Source organism: Mycobacterium sp. C31M (assembly GCF_053345865.1).
The window spans coordinates 16333-33800 of record NZ_JBKFAX010000004.1 but is presented as its reverse complement, the minus strand read 5'-3'; the positions used below and the strand labels follow the sequence as shown (position 1 = coordinate 33800).

Sequence of the window (17468 nt, the reverse complement as noted above, 5' to 3'; positions counted from 1 at the left end):
GTCACGTCGCCGGCGTGAAACGAAGGATGGTGCGGGTCAGGTGCAGGCTGGTGATCACCCACGACCCGTCGCGCTTTTCGTAGGTCTCGTGATAGTGCCCGGCGCCGAAAAGCTCACCGCCGTCGGCGAACAACAGCAGGTCCTCCATCGCCCAGATCGCCTTCGCCGTTGCGTCCGAGGTCAGGGCGATCTCCGGGGTGTGCACATGGTGTTTGGTCTGCGCGTGCTCGACACCGCCGAGCACCACGGGCACGAACTCGTCCAGCCCGACCAGGTCGGGTGCGGTCTGTCCGTCGGCGCCACCGGTCGAGATGGCCATGTCCAGCTTGACCACGACGTCGGGGGCGAACAGTTTCTTCCACGCCTCGTAGTCCTTGGTATCCAGGAATCGGCAGTAGCGGGCCTTGAGTTGGCGGATCGCCTCGTAATCGTCCATGTCTAGAACTGCGCCATTCCGTTGTCGATGGACAACGCGACCGCGCTGATGTGCCGGGCCTCGTCGGAGGCCAGCCAAACTGCCGAGGCCGCGACATCCTCGGGTTCGACGATCCAGTTCGGGGTGAACGGGGTGCCCATCTGCACCAGCGGCGGGTTGGTCTCGAACGCCTTGTTCAGGGCGACGACCATGTCACCGGTGCCCATCGAGGTGTTGACCGGGCCGGGGTGCAGGCTGTTGACCCGGATGTGGTGGCGGCCCAGCTCGGCCGCGAACGCCCGGGCCATCCCGGTGACGGCGTGCTTGCTGGCGGTGTAGTGCACCATGAAAGCCTGCATCTTCACCCCGGCAAGGGAACTCACCAGGATTACCGATCCGCCACGGCCGCCGTCGATGATGTGCTGGGCGCCGGCCATCACGGTGTTCCAGACACCGATGACGTTGACGTCGATGGTGTCGCGGAATGATTCGGGGGTGATGTCATGCCAGGCCTCCGGGATGGTGATCCCGGCGTTGGCCACGATCACGTCGAGGCGCCCCAACTCGGCGACCCCGTCGTCGACGGCGGATTTGAGGCCGTCGAAGTCACGCACGTCGACCGCGCGGTGGAAGATCCGCCGTCCGGTCGCCTTCACCAGATCGACGGTCTCGGCGAATTCGTCGGGGGTGGCCGACAGATAGGGCACCTTCGCAGGCAGTGGTCCGGCGATATCGACGGCGATGATGTCGGCGCCTTCGTTGGCCATTCGGACCGCGTGCGCGCGGCCCTGACCGCGGGCGGCACCGGTGATGAAGGCGACCTTGTCGGTGAGCAGGCCGGGCATCGTGCTCCTTTGCATTTGGCGACGTTCCCGGACGATACTACTGTAAGCTATTCAGTATCTTGCCCGGATCCGGAGGATGAAGATCGTGAAGGTTCCGTTCACCTGGAAGGTCACCGGCTGGTTCATGATCGGCTGGTCCGCCGAGTTCGTGACCGGCGAGACGCGGCCGTTGCGATACTTCGGCGAGGACCTGGTCGCCTGGCGCGACGAGGCTGGCGAACTGCACCTCATGGAAGGGCACTGCAAACATCTCGGCGCGCATCTGGGCCACGGCGGCAAGATCGTCGGTGACTGCGTGGAGTGCCCCTTCCACGGCTGGCGCTGGGGACCCGACGGCACCAACCGCTTCATCCCGTATCAGCCCGACAAACCCAACCGTGGGTTGCGGCTGCGCACGTACCCGATCTCAGAGCAGCACGGCTGTGTGTTCATGTGGTATCAGCCGCACGGTGAGCCGCCGAAGTGGGAGCTACCCGACATCTTCGACAAGCATCCCCAGTTCGAGACCGACCCGGACGCCTACTATCGCCCCTTCCCGGAGTTCTCCCGGTTCGCCGAGAACGAACCGGTGCATCCCCAGATCGTGGCCGAAAATGGCCCGGACAGCGCACATTTCCGATACGTCCATCGCGCGACCGTCACCCCGGTGTGCCTGGACTGGCAGGTCGTCGACAACGAGTGGCGCTTCCTCACCGGGTGGCCGGATGCCCGCAGCGACGATCCGGACAAGATGTCGCTCTACATCCACAGTCATTTCTCCGGACTGGGATTCGCGATCAGTGCCTTCGAGGGTGCGGCCAGCCACCGACTGATCTTCGCCTGCACCCCGGTCGACGATGAAGTGTCCAACATGTTCTATTCGATCTGGTGGCCCAGGGAACCCGGCGACACCTCCGACATTCCACCAGAGCATGTGCAAAAGCGGGTCGAGAAGCAGTACCTGATCACGGTCTGGGATGACCTGGACATCTGGCGTTACCAGAAGTACGTAGAACGACCGTCGCTGTCCAAGATCGATGCGAAACCGTATATGGCCATGCGGAAATGGGCCGAACAGTTCTATGAGGTGCCGGGGATTGCGACGTCGGGAGTATGACGACCGCGGTCGTCACCCAGGAACTCCAGGGCGCGGTCGTCGGACCCAACGCCGGCCTGGGCGCACTGGCCAAAGAGGCCCAACGTTTTGCGCTGCCCAACATCGCGCGACTGCTCCCCGCTGCCCGCGGCGCCGGCCACCACATCGTGCACTGCACGGTGCAACGTCGACCGGACGGCCTGGGCTCCAACCACAACGCCCGACTGTTCGCTGCGGGCAAGAAAGCCGTCGACATCACCCCGGGCAGCGAGGGGGCGACACTGCTGCCCGAATTCGGCCCGGAGCCAACCGATCTGGTGCTCGCGCGCTGGCACGGTGTCGGCCCGATGGGTGGCACCGACCTGGATGCGGTGCTGCGCAATCTCGGTGTCGACACCATCGTCGCCGTCGGCGTATCGCTGAACATCGCCATCCCCAGTCTGGTGATGGACGCCGTCAACGCCGGCTACCGGGTGGTGCTGCCGCGGGACGCCGTGGCCGGCTTCCCCGCCGAATACGGCCAGGCCGTCATCGACAACAGTCTGTCCCTGCTCGCCAGCGTCACCACCACCGATGACCTCATCGCCTCCTGGAAGTAGCCCATGACCGAATTCACCGTCTCCGCCGTCGCCGAAGCCGTCGCCGCCGCGATCCCCGACCGCACATTGGTGGTTCAGGGCCTGCGCCGCCACAGCTATGCCGATATCGTCGACCGATCCCAGAAACTGGCCGCCTACCTGCACACTCAAGGCCTGGGCGCCCACACCGATCGCGCCACACTGGCCGGGCACGAGGTCGGGCAGGACCTGCTGGGGATATACGCCTACAACGGACCCGAGTTCGTGGAGGGCATGCTGGGCGCCTTCCGTGCCCGGGTCGCGCCGTTCAACGTCAACTACCGGTATGTGAAGAACGAATTGCAGTATCTGCTGGCCGATTCCGAGGCGTCGGCGCTGCTCTACCACGCCGCATTCGCACCGCGGGTCGCCGAGATCCGGGCCGAACTCCCCCACCTGCGGGTACTGATCCAGATCGCCGACGATTCTGGGCACGAATTACTGGACGGCGCGGTCGATTACGAGTCGGTCGTGACCGCCGACAGTACCGCGCCACCGGTGGCGCCCAGCCCCGACGATCTGTACGTGCTCTACACCGGCGGCACCACCGGGATGCCCAAGGGTGTGCTGTGGCGCCAACACGACATTTTCATGACCGCGTTCGGCGGCCGGAACATGGTGACCGGTGAACGGGCCACCTCGGTCGAGGAGATCGCAACCCGGGTTACCGAAAATCCCGGTACCAAGCTGATGATCCTGCCGCCGCTCATCCACGGAGCCGCACAGTGGGCGGCGATGACGGCGATCACCACCGGTCAGACACTGGTGTTCCCGGCCACCGTCGACACCTTCGATGCCGACGAGGTGGTGCGTGCCATCGCGACCGAACAGGTGCTGGTGGCCACCGTCGTCGGTGATGCGATGGCCCGCCCACTGCTGGCCGCCATCCGTAGCGGCGCCGCCGATGTCTCCAGCTTGGCCGTCATCGCCAACGGTGGCGCCCAACTGACCCCGTACGTCAAACAGCAACTCATCGACGCCAAACCCGGCCTGATCGTCATCGATGGTGTCGGCTCCTCGGAGACCGGTGCGCAGATGAGTCACATGTCCGCGCCCGGCGCGGTCTCGACCGGCACCTTCAATGCCGGGCCCGACACCTGTGTGGTCGCCGAGGATTTCGGCGCCGTGTTACCCGCTGCCCACGACGGGCTGGGCTGGCTGGCCCAGCGAGGTTATGCCCCGTTGGGCTACAAGGGTGATGCCGCCAAGACGGCGAAGACGTTCCCGGTGATCGACGGTGTCCGGTTCGCCGTACCCGGGGACCGCGCCCGCCATCTGGACGGCGGTGCCATCGAGTTGCTGGGCCGCGATTCGGTGACCATCAACTCCGGCGGCGAGAAGATCTTCGCCGAGGAGGTCGAGTCGGCGATCGCCTCGCACCCGGCGGTGGCCGATGTCGTGGTGGCCGGCCGGCCGAGCGAACGGTGGGGCGCCGAGGTGGTCGCGGTGGTGGCACTTGCCGACGGCGCACAGGCGAGCGCGCAGGATCTCATCACGCACGCCGAGACGACGATCGCCCGGTACAAATTGCCCAAGGCAGTGGTCTTCCGGCCGGTGATCGTGCGCAGCCCCGCCGGTAAGGCCGACTACCGGTGGGCCCGCGAGCAGGCCGGTCTCGGCGAGTAGTTCACCGGGAAGCCAGCCGGCGCCGGGTGCGGCGCCGGGCCAGGCCCAGCGACAGGTCGGCGTACATCCGCATTCCGCGCCGGAACGGCGGGGCGGCCGACCCGGTCATGCTGAACGGCAGGTCGGTGCCCACCACGGTGCGGTGGTGGCTGAAGGCATCGAAACCGGCCTTGCCGTGATAGGCCCCCATCCCGCTGCGCCCCACACCACCGAACGGCGCGGCGGACGGGATCATCTGGGCCGCAAAGTCATTGCGTGCCACCCCGCCACTGCGGGTCCTGCGGACGAAACCACGGAAGCCGGCGCCGTCGGGGCCGAACCAGTATGCGACCAGCGGCGCGGGCCGGGCGTTGACGTAGTCGATCACCTCATCCAGTGCCGCGTAGCCCAGTACCGACAGCACCGGACCGAAGATCTCCTCCGACGCGATCGCCATGGTGTCGTCGATACCGGTGACCAGGGTCGGTGCGATCTTGCGACTGGCCCGGTCGGGCAGGGTCTCGCCGGCCGGCGCGACGGTGTGCACACCGGCCCCGCGCGATCGGGCGTCCTCGACGAGCGCCACCACCCGATCGAAGTTGGCCTCGTTGACACTCGAGCAGTAGTCGTCGTTGGTGACGATGTGGGAGAACATGCCCGCCCAGGTCTGCCGGACGACGGCCAAGAACCTTGCGAGGTCGGCCTGCGGGACAAAAACGTAGTCCGGACAGACGCATACCTGACCGCCGTTGACCATGCGCGCCTGCGCAATTCGAGTGGCCGAACGGTCGATATCGGCGTCGGGCGCCACCACCACGGGATTCTTGCCGCCCAGTTCCAGGGTCACCGGGACGAGGTTGGCCGCCGCGGCCCGCTGGACCAGCGACCCCACCGCGGGCGACCCGGTGAAGAACAGGTGGTCAAAGGCGAGGGAGGCGAACTCCGCAGCAACCTCGGGGCCGCCGGTCACCACCGCCAGTTCGGTGTCCTCGAAGTACCTCGGGGCCAGCTTTGCCATCAGTTCGGCTGTCCGAGAGGTGACTTCGGACATCTTGATCATCACCCGGTTACCCGCCGCGAAGGCCGCCGCTGCCGGCAGCACCACCAGGTTGAGCGGGAAGTTCCAGGGGCCGATGATCCCGACGACACCCAGCGGGGCCGGTTCGACCTCGGCACGCAACCCGGCGAACCTCGCGGCCCGCATCAGCGGGGTGGCCTTCATCCATTGCGGGACATGGGCTCTGGTGTGTTCGATCACCGGGATCATGCCGACGACCTCGGTGAACAGCGAGGCGGCCCGCGAACGGGTACCGAAGTCGGCGGCCATCGCGTCGACGAAGGCGTCGGTGTTGTCCAGCACGAGGGCCAACAGTCGATCGATCCGGTTGCGACGGTCTGCGATATCCGGCGGTCCCGCGGCGACGAAGGCGCGACGTTGGCGGTCGAGCAGGTCCGCAAGATCGATCCGGTCAGCGTCGAAAACCGGGGCTGCGCTCATCGTCGAACTCCTTTCGGTAAATCCGACGGTAGCAGCCTCCCACAACCGCGCCAATGATTCATCGGCACTGGAAGAGGCAACAGTTCGTGCGGACGGGACGTTCTACTGTAAGCTTTACAGTAATATCGGTCGGTATCGGCCCCGAGACGGGAGCAGCAGTGGACAGTCAGACTCGCGAGATCGACGTCGGGGCGAGCGAAGCGACGGGGGAAGCTGACGTCGCCACAGACGCGTCGTTCAATCTGCTGCGCAACCCCTATCCCCTGTTCCAGGCGCACCGGAGCCGGCACGGCGTCTTCGAGGGCAGTGTCATGGACTGGTCCAAGACGCCCGACGAGTTCCGCCCCGCGCACCAGTACGCCGCGGTATCCTTCGACGCGGTCAACACCGTCTTCCGGGACAGCAAATCCTTCAACTCGAAGATCTACGACGAGACGATCGGACTCTTCATCGGCCCGTCCATCCTGGCGATGGAGGGCCCACTGCACCGGGCGCACCGCAATCTGGTCACCACCGCCTTCAAGGCCAAGTCGCTCAAGCGGTGGGAACCCGAGATCGTGCGCCCCATCTGCGAACAACTGATCGACGAGTTCATCGACACCGGTCGCGCGGACCTGGTCAAAGATTTCACCTTCGAGTTCCCGACCCGCGTCATCTCCAAGCTGCTGGGCCTGCCCGAGGAGGACCTCACCTGGTTCCGGGCCCGGGCGGTCGAATTGATCAGCTACCACGTGAAATACAAGCGTGCCTTCGAGGCGTCGGCCGCCCTGAAGGATTACTTCGTCAACCAGATCGAGCTGCGCCGGTCCGCCCCCACCGACGACATCATCGGCGACCTGGTGACCGCCGAGGTGGACGGCGAGAAGCTCACCGACGAGGAGATCTACTCGTTCCTGCGCCTGCTGTTGCCGGCCGGGCTGGAGACCACCTTCCGATCGTCGGGCAATCTGCTCTACCTGCTGCTCACCCATCCCGACCAGTTCGCCGCGGTGCAGGCCGACCACGAGTTGATCGGCGCGGCCATCGAAGAGGGCCTGCGGTACGAGACACCCTTGACGACAGTGCAGCGTTCGGCCAGCGTCGACACCGAACTCGACGGTGTGGCGCTGCCCGCCGGTGCGGTGATCGACGTGTGCATCGGCTCGGCCAACCGTGACGAGAGTCGGTGGGCGCGTTCCGAGGAGTTCGACATCTTCCGGGACCGGGTGCCGCACATAACCTTTGCCGCCGGCGAGCACACCTGTCTGGGCCTGCACCTGGCCAGGATGGAGACCCGGGTGGCCATCGAGTGCCTGCTCAACCGGGTCACCAACATCGAACTCGACACCACCGATGATCCGCACATCTTCGGTCAGCCCTTCCGGTCCCCGACCGCCGTGCCGGTCACCTTCGACCCGATCCGCTGAGCATGGCCCGCAGGACACGTCGGGAGCGAGGTTCGATCAGCGTCGAAGAGATCCTCAACGGCGCCTTCGAGGTCGCCGCCGAGGTGTCGATCGACAACCTGAGCATGCCGCAGCTGGCCAAGCATCTCGATGTCGGAGTCACCAGCATCTACTGGTACTTCCGCCGCAAAGACGACCTGCTGGACGCGATGACCGACCGTGCGCTCGACGAATACGATTTCACCGCATCGAGCATCGACGCCGGCAACTGGCGCCAGTCGCTCGCCCACCACGCCCGCATGATGCGAAAGACATTCCGCGGCAATCCCATCCTCTGCGATCTCGTCCTGATCCGCGGTTCCTACGGACGTGCAGCCGTGCAGGGCGCCATCCGTAAACTCGAATCTCCGGTCGCCGCACTGGTCCGCGCCGGACTGTCCGCCGAGGATGCCTTCGATACCTATTCGGCGATCGCCACCCACGTCCGGGCCACCGTGATCATGGAGCGCCTCCAGGACAAGATGCCGGGCATCACCCCACGCGCCGACGGTGACCGCGGCATCATCGACGCGGCCACCATGCCGACCATCGCCGAGGCGACCGAGCGTGGACACCGGATGGGTGTGGCCGATGACATCAACTTCGAATACGTGCTGGAATGCATCCTCGACCACGCTCAGGGCCTTACCGCAAGGACCTAGTCCTGCCGCGGTAGTCGCCACCCGATGGTCTTCGTCTCGGTGTACTGCGCGAAACCCTCGATACCGCACTGCCTTCCGACACCACTGTTCTTGTAGCCGCCGAACGGCGCGTCGGCGCCGTAGTACATACCGCCGTTGACACCGATCGCCCCGGTGCGGATCCGACGGGCCACACCCATCGCCCGCTCGGGTGAGTTCGACATGACCGCACCGGCCAGTCCGAAACTGCTGTCGTTGGCCAACCGCACCGCCTCGTCATCGTCGTCGAACGGGATGAGCACCAGCACCGGTCCGAACACCTCATCCTGCGCGATCGCCGACGCGGGATCCGCACCCACGACCACCGTCGGCGCGACAAAGTGGCCTCCGGCCAGATGGGCGGGCAGACCGGCGGGTTCGCCGCCGCCCACCACGATCTGGGCGCCATCACGCCGGGCACCCTCGATCGCGTCGAGCACCCGCTGCTTCTGCGCCGCGCTGATCAGCGGTCCGACCAGGGTGCCGGGCAGCGCCGGGTCACCGACCGGCACACCGGCGAATGCCAAGGTCACATTGGCCACCGCCTCGTCGAACAGGCTGCGGTGCACCAGCATCCGGGTGTTGGCCGCGCACGCCTGGCCGGCGTGCACGCACGCGCCGATGGCGCCGGGAATGACGTGCCCGGGGTTGGCGTCGTCGAGCACGATCATCGCCGACTTGCCGCCGAGTTCCAGAAAGGTGCGCTTCATGGTGTCTGCACCGACCCGCATCAGATGCCTGCCGACGGCCGTAGATCCGGTGAACGACACCATGTCGACGCGCGGGTCGGTGCCCAACAATCCCGCGACATCGTTGGATGCGGTGGGCACCACATTGACCACCCCGGCAGGCATGTCCGTGCGCTCGGCGATCAGTCGACCGAGCCGGGTCGCGTTCCACGGTGTGTGCGGATCCGGCTTGAGCACCACCGTGTTCCCGGCGGCCAGCGCGGGCCCCAGCTTGTTGAGGATCACCTCGATCGGAAAATTGGACGGGGTGATGGCGGCGACGACGCCGACCGGTTCCTTGACCACGGTGCGCGCGTTGCGCTCCCCGAAGAGCCCGCCCCCGTCGAGGCGACGTTCCCATTCGAACTCGTCGATCAGGCGCGCCGGGTAGCGCAACGCATCGGCCAACGGCCAGTCGAGCTGGGCGTTCTGGGTGGTCATCACCGGGCAACCGACCTCGGCGACGAGCTCCTCACGCAGCTCCTCCTGTTCGGCCTCGATGGCCTCCTGCAGTTGCAGCAGCACCCGCCGGCGCAGCGCTCGGTTGGTCGACCAGTCGGTGTCATCGAAGGCCCGTCGTGCGGCGCCGATCGCGGCGCCCATCTCCTCGGGCCCGGCCGCCGCGGTGATCCCGAGCAGCAATCCGGTTGCCGGGCTGTGGTTGTCGAACTGTGCCGCCGCCTCGACCAGCTCGCCGTCGATCAGCATCCGCTTCTCGGCGCGTGCGGCCGCGCGCCGGCCGATCTGCACGCTCGTCTGATCGACCACAACGTCACTCACGACGACCTCCCGTTCCCGATGATGTGAAGCTACGATACTGTAAGAATTACAGTTGGCTAGTTCAGTTACCGATTGCGAGGAGAGCCGGATGCAGAAAGCACTGGCAGAGGACATATCGACGTGGCCGGAAGCTCAGCCCGCGTTGATCGGCAGTCGGTGTGGCAACTGCACGGCGACGACGTTCCCGGTGCAGCGGCGGTGCCCGGCGTGCAGCAGCGACGCGATGACACCCGAACACCTGCCGCGCCGCGGCACCCTGATCGCCTGGACCACCCAGGGCTTCCCGCCCGGCCCGCCCTACAGGGGACCGACCGGCAAGGATTTTGTGCCGTTCGGCGTCGGTTTGGTCCAGCTCGGCTCCGAGGACAACCCCGTCATCCGGGTGGAAGGCCGACTGACCGAGAACGACCCGGCGAAGCTGGAATTCGGCATGCCGGTCGAGCTCACCATGATCCCGTTCACCACCGATGCCGACGGCGACGAGATCGTCACCTTCGCGTTCAAACCCTTGGGAGCATCCTCATGAACGACGTCGCCATCATCGGGGTCGGGCTGCATCCGTTCGGCCGGTTCGAGGGCAAGTCGGCGATGGAGATGGGTGTCGACGCCATCTTCGCCGCCGTCGCCGACGCCGGAATCGAATGGCGCCACATCCAAGCTGCAACGGGCGGCAGCTGGACCGTCGCCAACCCGGACGCCATTGTCGGTATGGTCGGCCTGTCGGGTATCCCGTTCACCAATGTGTTCAACGCCTGCGCGACCGCGGCCAGCGCGGCCAAGGTGTGTGCCGATGGAATCCGATTGGGCGACTACGACATCGGTATCGCCGTCGGACTGGACAAACATCCCCGCGGTGCCTTCACCGAGGACCCGGCACTGGTCGGCATGCCTGCCTGGTACGCCGAGAACGGCCAGTACCTGACCACCCAGTTCTTCGGCATGAAGGCCAACAGGTACCTGCACGACCACAACATCTCGCAACGCACGCTTGCCAAGGTGGCCAACAAGAACCTACGCAATGGCGTACTGAATCCGAACGCTTTCCGCCGCAAGCCGATCAGCGAGGACGACATCCTCAACTCGACGATGCTGAACTACCCGCTGACCCAATACATGTTCTGCACCCCCGACGAGGGTGCGGCCGCGGTGGTGATGTGCCGGGCCGACCTGGCACACAAATACACCTCGAAACCGGTGTACCTGCGTGCCGTCGAGGTACGCACCCGCCGCTACGGGGCCTACGAGGTGAACACCACCTGCGCCCCCGTCACCGAGGACGTCGCACCCACCGTCTACGCCGCGCGCGCCGCGTTCGAGAGGGCCGGGGTGGCGCCCGAGGACGTCGACGTCGTGCAGCTGCAGGACACCGACGCGGGTGCGGAGATCATCCACATGGCCGAGTGCGGTTTCTGCTCCGACGGCGATCAGGAGAAGCTGCTGGCCGACGGCGCCACCGAAATCAGTGGGTCGCTGCCCGTCAACACCGACGGCGGGCTGATCGCCAACGGCGAGCCCATCGGCGCGTCCGGGCTGCGGCAGATCCACGAGCTGGTGCGTCAACTGCGCGGCGAGGCCGGCGACCGGCAGGTCCCCGGCAACCCGCGGGTCGGCTTCGCGCAACTCTATGGCGCCCCCGGCACCGCCGGCGCCACCGTCCTGACCCTCTAGTACCGCCCAAACGAACAAACGGGCGGGAAAGTGCAAGTGAATCCGGCCATTTCGTCGATCTCGGCGCCACACCCGAAAGGCAGTGCCCATCATGACCGAGCAGTTCCGGGATGCACCGATCTTCGATGCCGACCAGCACATGTACGAGACAGCCGACGCACTGATCAAGTTCCTGCCCGAGAAGTACAGCCGCGCGGTCCAGTACGGGCAGTTCGGCCGGCAGACCCGGGTGGTGATCAACAACCGGGTCACCGATTTCATCCCCAACCCGACCTTCGAACGGGTCGCCGCACCCGGCGCCCACGAGAAGTTCTTCGCCGGCGAGAACACCGAGGGCCAGACGCTGCGCGAGATGCAGGGCAAGGCCATCGAGGCGCCCGAGGCGACCCGTAGTCCCGAGGCCCGCGTCAAGGAACTCGACCGTCAAGGCGTCACCGAGTGCCTGAACTATCCGACGCTGGGCAGCCTGGTCGAACATTCCAGCGCCGACGATCCCGCGCTGACGCTGGCCATCGTGCATGCGCTCAACGAGTGGATCCACGAACACTGGAGCTTCAACTACCAGGATCGGGTCTTCACCACCCCCATCATCAACCTGTCCGAGGTCGATGCCGCGCAGCGTGAGCTGGAATGGATCCTGGAACGCGGCGCCAAGGTGGCGTTGATCAAACCGGGGCCGGTCAACGGACTGCACGGCTGGCGCTCCCCCGCGCTACCGGAGTTCGACCCGTTCTGGCGTGATGTCGAGTCCGCCGGGCTGCCGATCGTGCTGCATGCCAGCTATCCGCCGCTCGACGAGTACGTCGGCAAGTGGGAGCCGCCGTACACGCAGAACTTCATGGCCCAGAGCGCGTTCCGCTGGATGGTGCTCGGCCACCGCGAGATCGCGGACATGATCACCGCCCTGATCTGCCACGGCACCCTCACCCGGTTCCCCAAGCTGCGGGTCGCCAGCGTCGAGAACGGCAGCGGCTGGATCTTCCCACTGTTCAACGATTTCGAGGATCTGCAGAAGAAGATGCCGCAGAACTTCCCCGAACACCCGCACGAGGTGTTCCGGCGCAACATCTGGGTCAGCCCGTTCTGGGAGGGTTGTGTGTCCGATGTGGTGAACACCGTCGGGTGGGACAAGGTGCTGTTCGGATCGGACTATCCCCATCCCGAGGGTCTGGCCGAGCCGAACGGGTTCTGGAAGTACGCCGAGGGGATGGACGTCCGGCGCACCTATGACTTCATGGGTGACAACGCGCGCCGGTTCATGGGTCTGCCGATCGCCAACCCGGACCCGGCCGCGGTAAACCCACCCGCGTTGGCTCAACTTTAGATCCGCGAGCTGGAGGCACCTCCCGCTTGCGAGCAGACGCAAACTCCCCCAAATCCGGCTGATTTGGGGGAGTTTGCGTTCCCCCGCAAGCGGGAGGTGCCCCCAGCTCGCCGCTAGGAAACCTTGGCCTTGGGCGGCGAGTAGTTGGGCTTCCCCAGCCCCAGAACGTGCTGGGCGATCATGTTCCGGAACACCTCCAGCGTGCCGCCGTAGATACCCACGAGTGGTGCAAACCGATACACGTATTCACTGCGATCATCGGCACCGCCGTCGGCGCCGATCGGCAGGGCCGCAACGGATCCGGCGATGTCCATCAGGTCGGGCGAGACGTCGCGCATGGTCTGCGCCAACGCCACCCGGCCGAAGATGCTCGGCGCCGACAGCGACGCCTCGATGCGGGCGACGCTGCGGCCCAGCCGATATGCCACCGAAGCATCGTCGATGCGCGGTGCGACCAGCGCGGCGACATTGTCGGCGGCCTCGGCCATGAACCCGGCCTGGTGGGCCATTATCGCCACGTCGGCGAGGCCGTCATCTGCGGCGGCCACCGCCCCGTGTTCGGCGTCGAGTGGCTCGCGCACCACGGTCCAGCCCCCGTTGACCTCGCCGAGGCGGTACTTGTCGTCGACGCGGACATCGGAGTAGTAGACGATGTTGGTGCGGTCACCGTCGACGGTGCGGATGCCTTGGATCTCGACGCCGGGTGAGTCCAGCGGCACCAGGAACATGGTGAGGCTCTTGTGTTTCGGCGCCTCGGGATCGGTGTTGGTGATCAGGAAGACGTACCTGCAGTTGTGCGCACCGGTGGTGAACATCTTGGAGCCATTAATAATCCAGCTCGACCCATCTGCTTCCCGCACAGCACGTGTCTTGCAGGTGGCGACATCGGAACCACCCTCGGGCTCGGTGTAGCCCAGCGCCATCCGGACGGTCCCGTCGAACACCCCGCGTAGCACATCGTCGCGGATCTCGTCGGAGCCGAACTTGGCGACCGACCGGGCGATCATGATGGTGGTTCCCCAGGTCACCCATGGCACCTCGGCCCGGCGCCGCTCCAGAGCCCAGATGCGCGACTGCACCCGAGTGAATCCACCATCCGCCTCGGACCGGAATTCCTTCTCCAGGTAGCCGGCCGCGCCGAGTGCCAGATGCACACCCTCGTGAAAGTTGTCGCCGGTCTCGCGGTCGTGGCGGATGACGTCCTCGGTCACGATTTCGGCCAGGAAGTCACGCAACTCGGTCTGGAACGCCTTGTCCTCATCGGACAGGTCCACAAGTGAGAAATCCATGGTTATGCCTCCACACTTTCGCGGGCCGTGACGATCCGGGCGATGTGCACCGCGGTGGCGCCGGGGTCACCGCCGGCCAGTGCCCAACCGCGTGCCCGGACCAGGTAGGCCGTCGCGGCGGCTTCGGCCGAGACCCCGAGCCCGCCCTGCACGTGCACGGCCATGGTGGCGGCCTTGGCGGCCTCCTCGGCCATGAAGACATAGGCCGACGGCGCCAGCTCCGGGCGTTCCTCGGGTTCGTTGTCCAGGAACCAGGCGGCCCGCCGCGCCAGCCCGCGGCCGGACTGCACGGTGATGGCGATGTTGGCCAGCGGATGCGAGATACCTTGCAGTGTCCCGATCGGCACGCCGAGTGTGTACCGGGTCTTGGCGAACTCCGCGGCGATGGTCATGGTCTCCTCGACCAGACCGACCAGTGCCGATGCGGTCAGCAGCCGCCACTCATCCAGGGTCCGTTGATATTCGGCCAATGCCGACACTCCGCTGGCCAGCACGGTCCGGGTGTCCGCAGCCGCCGGATCCACCCAGGCCATCGGCAGCTTGCCGATGTTGTCGACCTTGGGCGGTCGTGTCGAGTAGCCGAGCTGCACCAGGTCCTCGCCATCGCGGACGATGATGTGGTCGGCGATCGAGCCGGCCGGGATCAGCCTGCTACCGCTCGGCGCCACCTGCGCAGGATCGAGCGCCACCAGTTGGGTGCCGGCCACGATCTCCGCGGAGTCCAGCACCCCGAGCCGCGCCAGCAGTCGCGCCGCCACCACATGGTCGATCCACGGCACCGGGGCCAGTACCCGCCCGATCTCCTCGGCGACCAGGGTCAGGTCGACAAGGGTGGCGCCGTCCCCGCCGACGGACTCGGGCAAGCCCATGGTGGTTGCCCCCATACCGCACAACCGTTCCCACAGGCTCTTGTCGAAACCGGCCGGTTCGGCGGCTCGCACCGTCTCGATATCGCAGTAGGTCTTGAAGAACTGTTTGTACGCCGCCTGCAGATCGGTGTGATCCTCGGTCAGGCTGTAATCCAGCCTGCGCAGTTCGTAACGGTCCATCAGTTCTCCATATCCTTTGTGCTCCTCGCGTCCGCAGTCTCGCCGAAGAAGAACTCGGCCGCGTTGTTGTAGAGATAGTTGTCCAGCACGTCGGTGGGCAGGTCCAGGGCCAGTGCCTCCGGTACCACTCGCTGCATACGCAGCACCGGGAAATCGGAGGCGAAGATGATCTTCTTCGGTCCACGGGTCCGCATGTAATGCAACAGGCTGTCCGGCAACCGCTTCGGCGACCACGCCGAGGTCATCAAGCGCAGGTTCTGATACTTGATCAGCATGCGGATCGCGATATCCCACCACGGATCGGCACCGTGGATCATGCACAGCTTGAGTTCCGGGAATCGCACGCACACCCGGTCCAGGTGGATCGGGTTCTGTACCTCGCCGGGGATCGGCGGGCCCGGCATCCCGGTGTTGACACACAGCGGCAGTTCCAGTTCGGCGCACTTGGTGTACAGCGGGTAGTACACCGCATCGCTCGGCGGGTACTGGCCGTCGGCCCAGAAGCTGGGCCCGACAACGGTGTACACCACCGGCAGGTCCCGGGTGATGGCTTCCAGTTCGCGCAGGGACGGGATGGGACGCAGCAGATTCACCCCGCCCATGGCCAAGGCGAAACGATCCGGATGGGCCTCGACGAACTTGCGGGCGGTCACCGAGGGTTTGGCCAACGAGTCCATCAGAATGGCCTTGCGGACACCGTGGGCATCCATCTCGTCGAGCAACTCCGCCAGGTCGATCGGCTCGTACATCGACTTCGGGCCCTTGAAGTAATCGTCACGCACCTTCTTCATGAAGGTCGGCTGATTCTCCGTCTCACCGAAGTGCACATTGGCCAGGCAATCGATCACCTTGTTCATGCGAGTGTCTCCAGTTGTTGCGCCACTTGGTCTTTGGCCCACCGGTAGTCGGCCTTGCCGTTGCCCAGACGCCGGACCTGTTCGACGAACAACACATCCTTGGGAATCTTGAATCGGGCCAGCGTCATTGCACAGTGTTCCCGTAGTACCTCCGCGCTCACCGGCGCACCTGCCGCAACGATCGCGACCAACTCCTCACCCCAGCGGTCGCTGGGACGGCCCACCACCAGGGCGTCGACGATCCCGGCGTGCGCCCGCAGAGCCTGCTCGACCTCTTCGACGAACACCTTCTCACCGCCGGTGTTGACCACCAGCGAGTCGCGCCCGTACAGCCGCAGCGACCCGTCCGCGGCCAGCGCCGCCCGGTCGCCGGACACCACCACCCGTTCGCCACCCACTTCGGGGAACGTCCGCGCAGTGGCCTCGGCATCCTCGAAGTAGCCCAACGGGATCCGGCCGTTGCGCGCCACCCAGCCGACCTGTTCCTCGCCGGGTTCCAGGAACCGGGTGTAGTCCTCGGCCAGCACCAGGCCACCGTCCCGCAGTTGGAACGTGTCCGCCGTCTCGGTCTGGCGCTGAGTGTGCCCGAACCCCATGTTGCCGGTCTCCGAGGAGCCGAACCCGTTGATGATGGTGATCTGCGGAATGTGTTCCAGCAGCGCCCGTTGATGCCGCGGGTTGGTCGCCGCCCCGCCGGTGCCGATGGCGAACATCGCCGACAGGTCGTAAGAATTGCGACCGAGTTCCTCGACCAGCGGTGCGGCGTAGGCATCGCCGACCATCGTCATCAGGCCGACCTTCTCGCGTTCGGCGGTCTGCAGCACCGTGCGGGCATCGAAGCGCGCCTTGGTGTCGTGCAGTACCACGGTCTGCCCGGACAGCAGCCCGGAGAACGCCGTCCACATGCCGGCCGCGTGCATCAGCGGGGACACCGCGAACCACGGCGGTCCGGCGTGCGTCACCTTGGCGTGGATCTCGCCGACGTCCTCGTGGTCGGCACCGTTCATCGACGACACGTAGATGTCACCCTGGCGCCACATGACTCCCTTGGGCCGTCCGGTGGTGCCGCCGGTGCAGATCATCAGCAGGTCGTCGGGCTGCCCCACCGGTGCGGTGGACGAATCCTCCTGAGCCAGTATCTGATCCAGGGTGATGGCGCCGTTGATGTCCGGACCGTCACCGTCGTCGACGGAGATCAGCAGCTCGGCAGTGCTTGTTTCGAACACGCCCTTGAATCTCGCGCCGAGCGAGCGGTGGTAGATGATGGCGCGGGGTTGCAGGTAGGACAGCAGATCGGCGACCTCGCCCGGCGAGTAGTAGTAGTTGACGTTGACCGGTACCGCGCGGGCCTTCAGGCACCCGATGACCATTTCCGGATACAGGTCGTTGTGCATCAGCAGCGCGACCCGGTCCTGACCGCATTCCCAGCGGTGCAGCTGGTGCCGTTCGGTATGCGCGCCGAATCGGTTGCGGATCAGGAAGTTCGCCAGCCGACGGGTGCGCTCGGCACCTTCGGCGAAGGTGGTCCGCCTGTCTCCGCACACCGTCATCTCGCGGTCCGGCACCGCCTCGGCGATGGCGTCGATGACAGCGCCGATGGTCCATTCGGGCACC

The 17468-nt window shown here is 66.0% G+C and carries 16 protein-coding genes; 8 read left to right on the top strand and 8 right to left on the bottom strand.

Going from position 1 to position 17468, the window contains the following annotated elements; all coding sequences use genetic code 11:
- Window position 1: 1 nt before the first annotated feature.
- Both ACLBYA_RS07245 and ACLBYA_RS07240 read right to left on the bottom strand, forming a co-directional pair.
- Entirely contained in the window at window positions 2–436 is a 435-nt protein-coding gene (locus tag ACLBYA_RS07245) for a nuclear transport factor 2 family protein (protein WP_447708705.1), read from the bottom strand.
- Window positions 437–438: 2 nt separating this feature from the next.
- On the bottom strand, window positions 439–1260 hold the full coding sequence (locus ACLBYA_RS07240; protein WP_447708704.1) for a mycofactocin-coupled SDR family oxidoreductase: 822 nt from the start codon (window positions 1258–1260) through the stop codon (window positions 439–441).
- 85 nt (window positions 1261–1345) lie between these two features.
- Here ACLBYA_RS07240 and ACLBYA_RS07235 point away from each other — a divergent pair, with 85 nt between their 5' ends.
- Genes ACLBYA_RS07235 through ACLBYA_RS07225 form a run of 3 tightly spaced genes read left to right on the top strand, consistent with a single transcriptional unit; the run spans window position 1346 to window position 4578 of the window.
- Window positions 1346–2356, top strand: a complete 1011-nt coding sequence (locus ACLBYA_RS07235; RefSeq protein ID WP_447708703.1) for an aromatic ring-hydroxylating oxygenase subunit alpha — start codon at window positions 1346–1348, stop codon at window positions 2354–2356.
- Window positions 2353–2934, top strand: a complete 582-nt coding sequence (locus tag ACLBYA_RS07230; RefSeq protein ID WP_447708702.1) for a cysteine hydrolase — start codon at window positions 2353–2355, stop codon at window positions 2932–2934. The genes ACLBYA_RS07235 and ACLBYA_RS07230 overlap by 4 nt, the downstream gene beginning before the upstream one ends.
- A gap of 3 nt (window positions 2935–2937) precedes the next feature.
- On the top strand, window positions 2938–4578 hold the full coding sequence (locus tag ACLBYA_RS07225) for an acyl-CoA synthetase (RefSeq protein ID WP_447708701.1): 1641 nt from the start codon (window positions 2938–2940) through the stop codon (window positions 4576–4578).
- Between the two features lies 1 nt (window position 4579).
- On the opposite strand, the gene ACLBYA_RS07220 is transcribed toward ACLBYA_RS07225, so the two are convergent.
- The gene (locus ACLBYA_RS07220; RefSeq protein WP_447708700.1) at window positions 4580–6055 is read right to left on the bottom strand and encodes an aldehyde dehydrogenase family protein; all 1476 of its coding nucleotides are present in this window, start codon (window positions 6053–6055) and stop codon (window positions 4580–4582) included.
- 242 nt (window positions 6056–6297) lie between these two features.
- Here ACLBYA_RS07220 and ACLBYA_RS07215 point away from each other — a divergent pair, with 242 nt between their 5' ends.
- Together ACLBYA_RS07215 and ACLBYA_RS07210 are read left to right on the top strand one after the other, a co-directional pair.
- Entirely contained in the window at window positions 6298–7461 is a 1164-nt protein-coding gene (locus tag ACLBYA_RS07215) for a cytochrome P450 (protein WP_447709062.1), read from the top strand.
- Between the two features lie 2 nt (window positions 7462–7463).
- The gene (locus ACLBYA_RS07210) at window positions 7464–8141 is read left to right on the top strand and encodes a TetR/AcrR family transcriptional regulator (RefSeq protein ID WP_447708699.1); all 678 of its coding nucleotides are present in this window, start codon (window positions 7464–7466) and stop codon (window positions 8139–8141) included.
- Here ACLBYA_RS07210 and ACLBYA_RS07205 read toward each other — a convergent pair.
- Window positions 8138–9667, bottom strand: coding sequence for an aldehyde dehydrogenase family protein (locus ACLBYA_RS07205; RefSeq protein ID WP_447708698.1), 1530 nt, complete (start codon window positions 9665–9667; stop codon window positions 8138–8140). The genes ACLBYA_RS07210 and ACLBYA_RS07205 overlap by 4 nt on opposite strands.
- Window positions 9668–9755: 88 nt before the next feature.
- Here ACLBYA_RS07205 and ACLBYA_RS07200 point away from each other — a divergent pair, with 88 nt between their 5' ends.
- The 3 genes from ACLBYA_RS07200 (at window position 9756) to ACLBYA_RS07190 (ending at window position 12659) form a co-directional block, all read left to right on the top strand.
- Entirely contained in the window at window positions 9756–10193 is a 438-nt protein-coding gene (locus ACLBYA_RS07200) for a Zn-ribbon domain-containing OB-fold protein (RefSeq protein WP_447708697.1), read from the top strand.
- Entirely contained in the window at window positions 10190–11335 is a 1146-nt protein-coding gene (locus ACLBYA_RS07195; RefSeq protein WP_447708696.1) for a thiolase family protein, read from the top strand. The genes ACLBYA_RS07200 and ACLBYA_RS07195 overlap by 4 nt, the downstream gene beginning before the upstream one ends.
- A gap of 91 nt (window positions 11336–11426) precedes the next feature.
- Window positions 11427–12659: an amidohydrolase family protein gene (locus tag ACLBYA_RS07190; RefSeq protein WP_447708695.1), complete on the top strand. Its 1233-nt coding sequence runs from the start codon at window positions 11427–11429 to the stop codon at window positions 12657–12659.
- Between the two features lie 113 nt (window positions 12660–12772).
- Here the strand turns inward: ACLBYA_RS07190 and ACLBYA_RS07185 are convergent, their stop codons facing one another.
- The 4 genes from ACLBYA_RS07185 to ACLBYA_RS07170 are packed head-to-tail and all read right to left on the bottom strand — an operon-like array spanning window position 12773 to window position 17467.
- On the bottom strand, window positions 12773–13948 hold the full coding sequence (locus ACLBYA_RS07185) for an acyl-CoA dehydrogenase family protein (RefSeq protein WP_447708694.1): 1176 nt from the start codon (window positions 13946–13948) through the stop codon (window positions 12773–12775).
- A gap of 2 nt (window positions 13949–13950) precedes the next feature.
- Window positions 13951–14997 (bottom strand): acyl-CoA dehydrogenase family protein, encoded by a 1047-nt coding sequence (locus ACLBYA_RS07180; RefSeq protein WP_447708693.1) that lies wholly within the window; start codon window positions 14995–14997, stop codon window positions 13951–13953.
- A complete protein-coding gene (locus ACLBYA_RS07175; protein WP_447708692.1) occupies window positions 14997–15854 on the bottom strand; it encodes an amidohydrolase family protein in 858 nt (285 codons plus the stop codon). The genes ACLBYA_RS07180 and ACLBYA_RS07175 overlap by 1 nt, the downstream gene beginning before the upstream one ends.
- The gene (locus ACLBYA_RS07170; protein WP_447708691.1) at window positions 15851–17467 is read right to left on the bottom strand and encodes an acyl-CoA synthetase; all 1617 of its coding nucleotides are present in this window, start codon (window positions 17465–17467) and stop codon (window positions 15851–15853) included. The genes ACLBYA_RS07175 and ACLBYA_RS07170 overlap by 4 nt, the downstream gene beginning before the upstream one ends.
- Window position 17468: the final 1 nt, after the last annotated feature.

What these genes read in the sequence shown, in the direction of transcription:
- ACLBYA_RS07245 (WP_447708705.1), bottom strand. Translation starts at nt 436, where the DNA reads ATGGACGATTACGAGGCGATCCGCCAACTCAAGGCCCGCTACTGCCGA.
- ACLBYA_RS07240 (WP_447708704.1), bottom strand. Translation starts at nt 1,260, where the DNA reads ATGCCCGGCCTGCTCACCGACAAGGTCGCCTTCATCACCGGTGCCGCC.
- ACLBYA_RS07230 (WP_447708702.1), top strand. Translation starts at nt 2,353, where the DNA reads ATGACGACCGCGGTCGTCACCCAGGAACTCCAGGGCGCGGTCGTCGGA.
- ACLBYA_RS07225 (WP_447708701.1), top strand. Translation starts at nt 2,938, where the DNA reads ATGACCGAATTCACCGTCTCCGCCGTCGCCGAAGCCGTCGCCGCCGCG.
- ACLBYA_RS07220 (WP_447708700.1), bottom strand. Translation starts at nt 6,055, where the DNA reads ATGAGCGCAGCCCCGGTTTTCGACGCTGACCGGATCGATCTTGCGGAC.
- ACLBYA_RS07210 (WP_447708699.1), top strand. Translation starts at nt 7,464, where the DNA reads ATGGCCCGCAGGACACGTCGGGAGCGAGGTTCGATCAGCGTCGAAGAG.
- ACLBYA_RS07200 (WP_447708697.1), top strand. Translation starts at nt 9,756, where the DNA reads ATGCAGAAAGCACTGGCAGAGGACATATCGACGTGGCCGGAAGCTCAG.
- ACLBYA_RS07195 (WP_447708696.1), top strand. Translation starts at nt 10,190, where the DNA reads ATGAACGACGTCGCCATCATCGGGGTCGGGCTGCATCCGTTCGGCCGG.
- ACLBYA_RS07190 (WP_447708695.1), top strand. Translation starts at nt 11,427, where the DNA reads ATGACCGAGCAGTTCCGGGATGCACCGATCTTCGATGCCGACCAGCAC.
- ACLBYA_RS07185 (WP_447708694.1), bottom strand. Translation starts at nt 13,948, where the DNA reads ATGGATTTCTCACTTGTGGACCTGTCCGATGAGGACAAGGCGTTCCAG.
- ACLBYA_RS07180 (WP_447708693.1), bottom strand. Translation starts at nt 14,997, where the DNA reads ATGGACCGTTACGAACTGCGCAGGCTGGATTACAGCCTGACCGAGGAT.
- ACLBYA_RS07175 (WP_447708692.1), bottom strand. Translation starts at nt 15,854, where the DNA reads ATGAACAAGGTGATCGATTGCCTGGCCAATGTGCACTTCGGTGAGACG.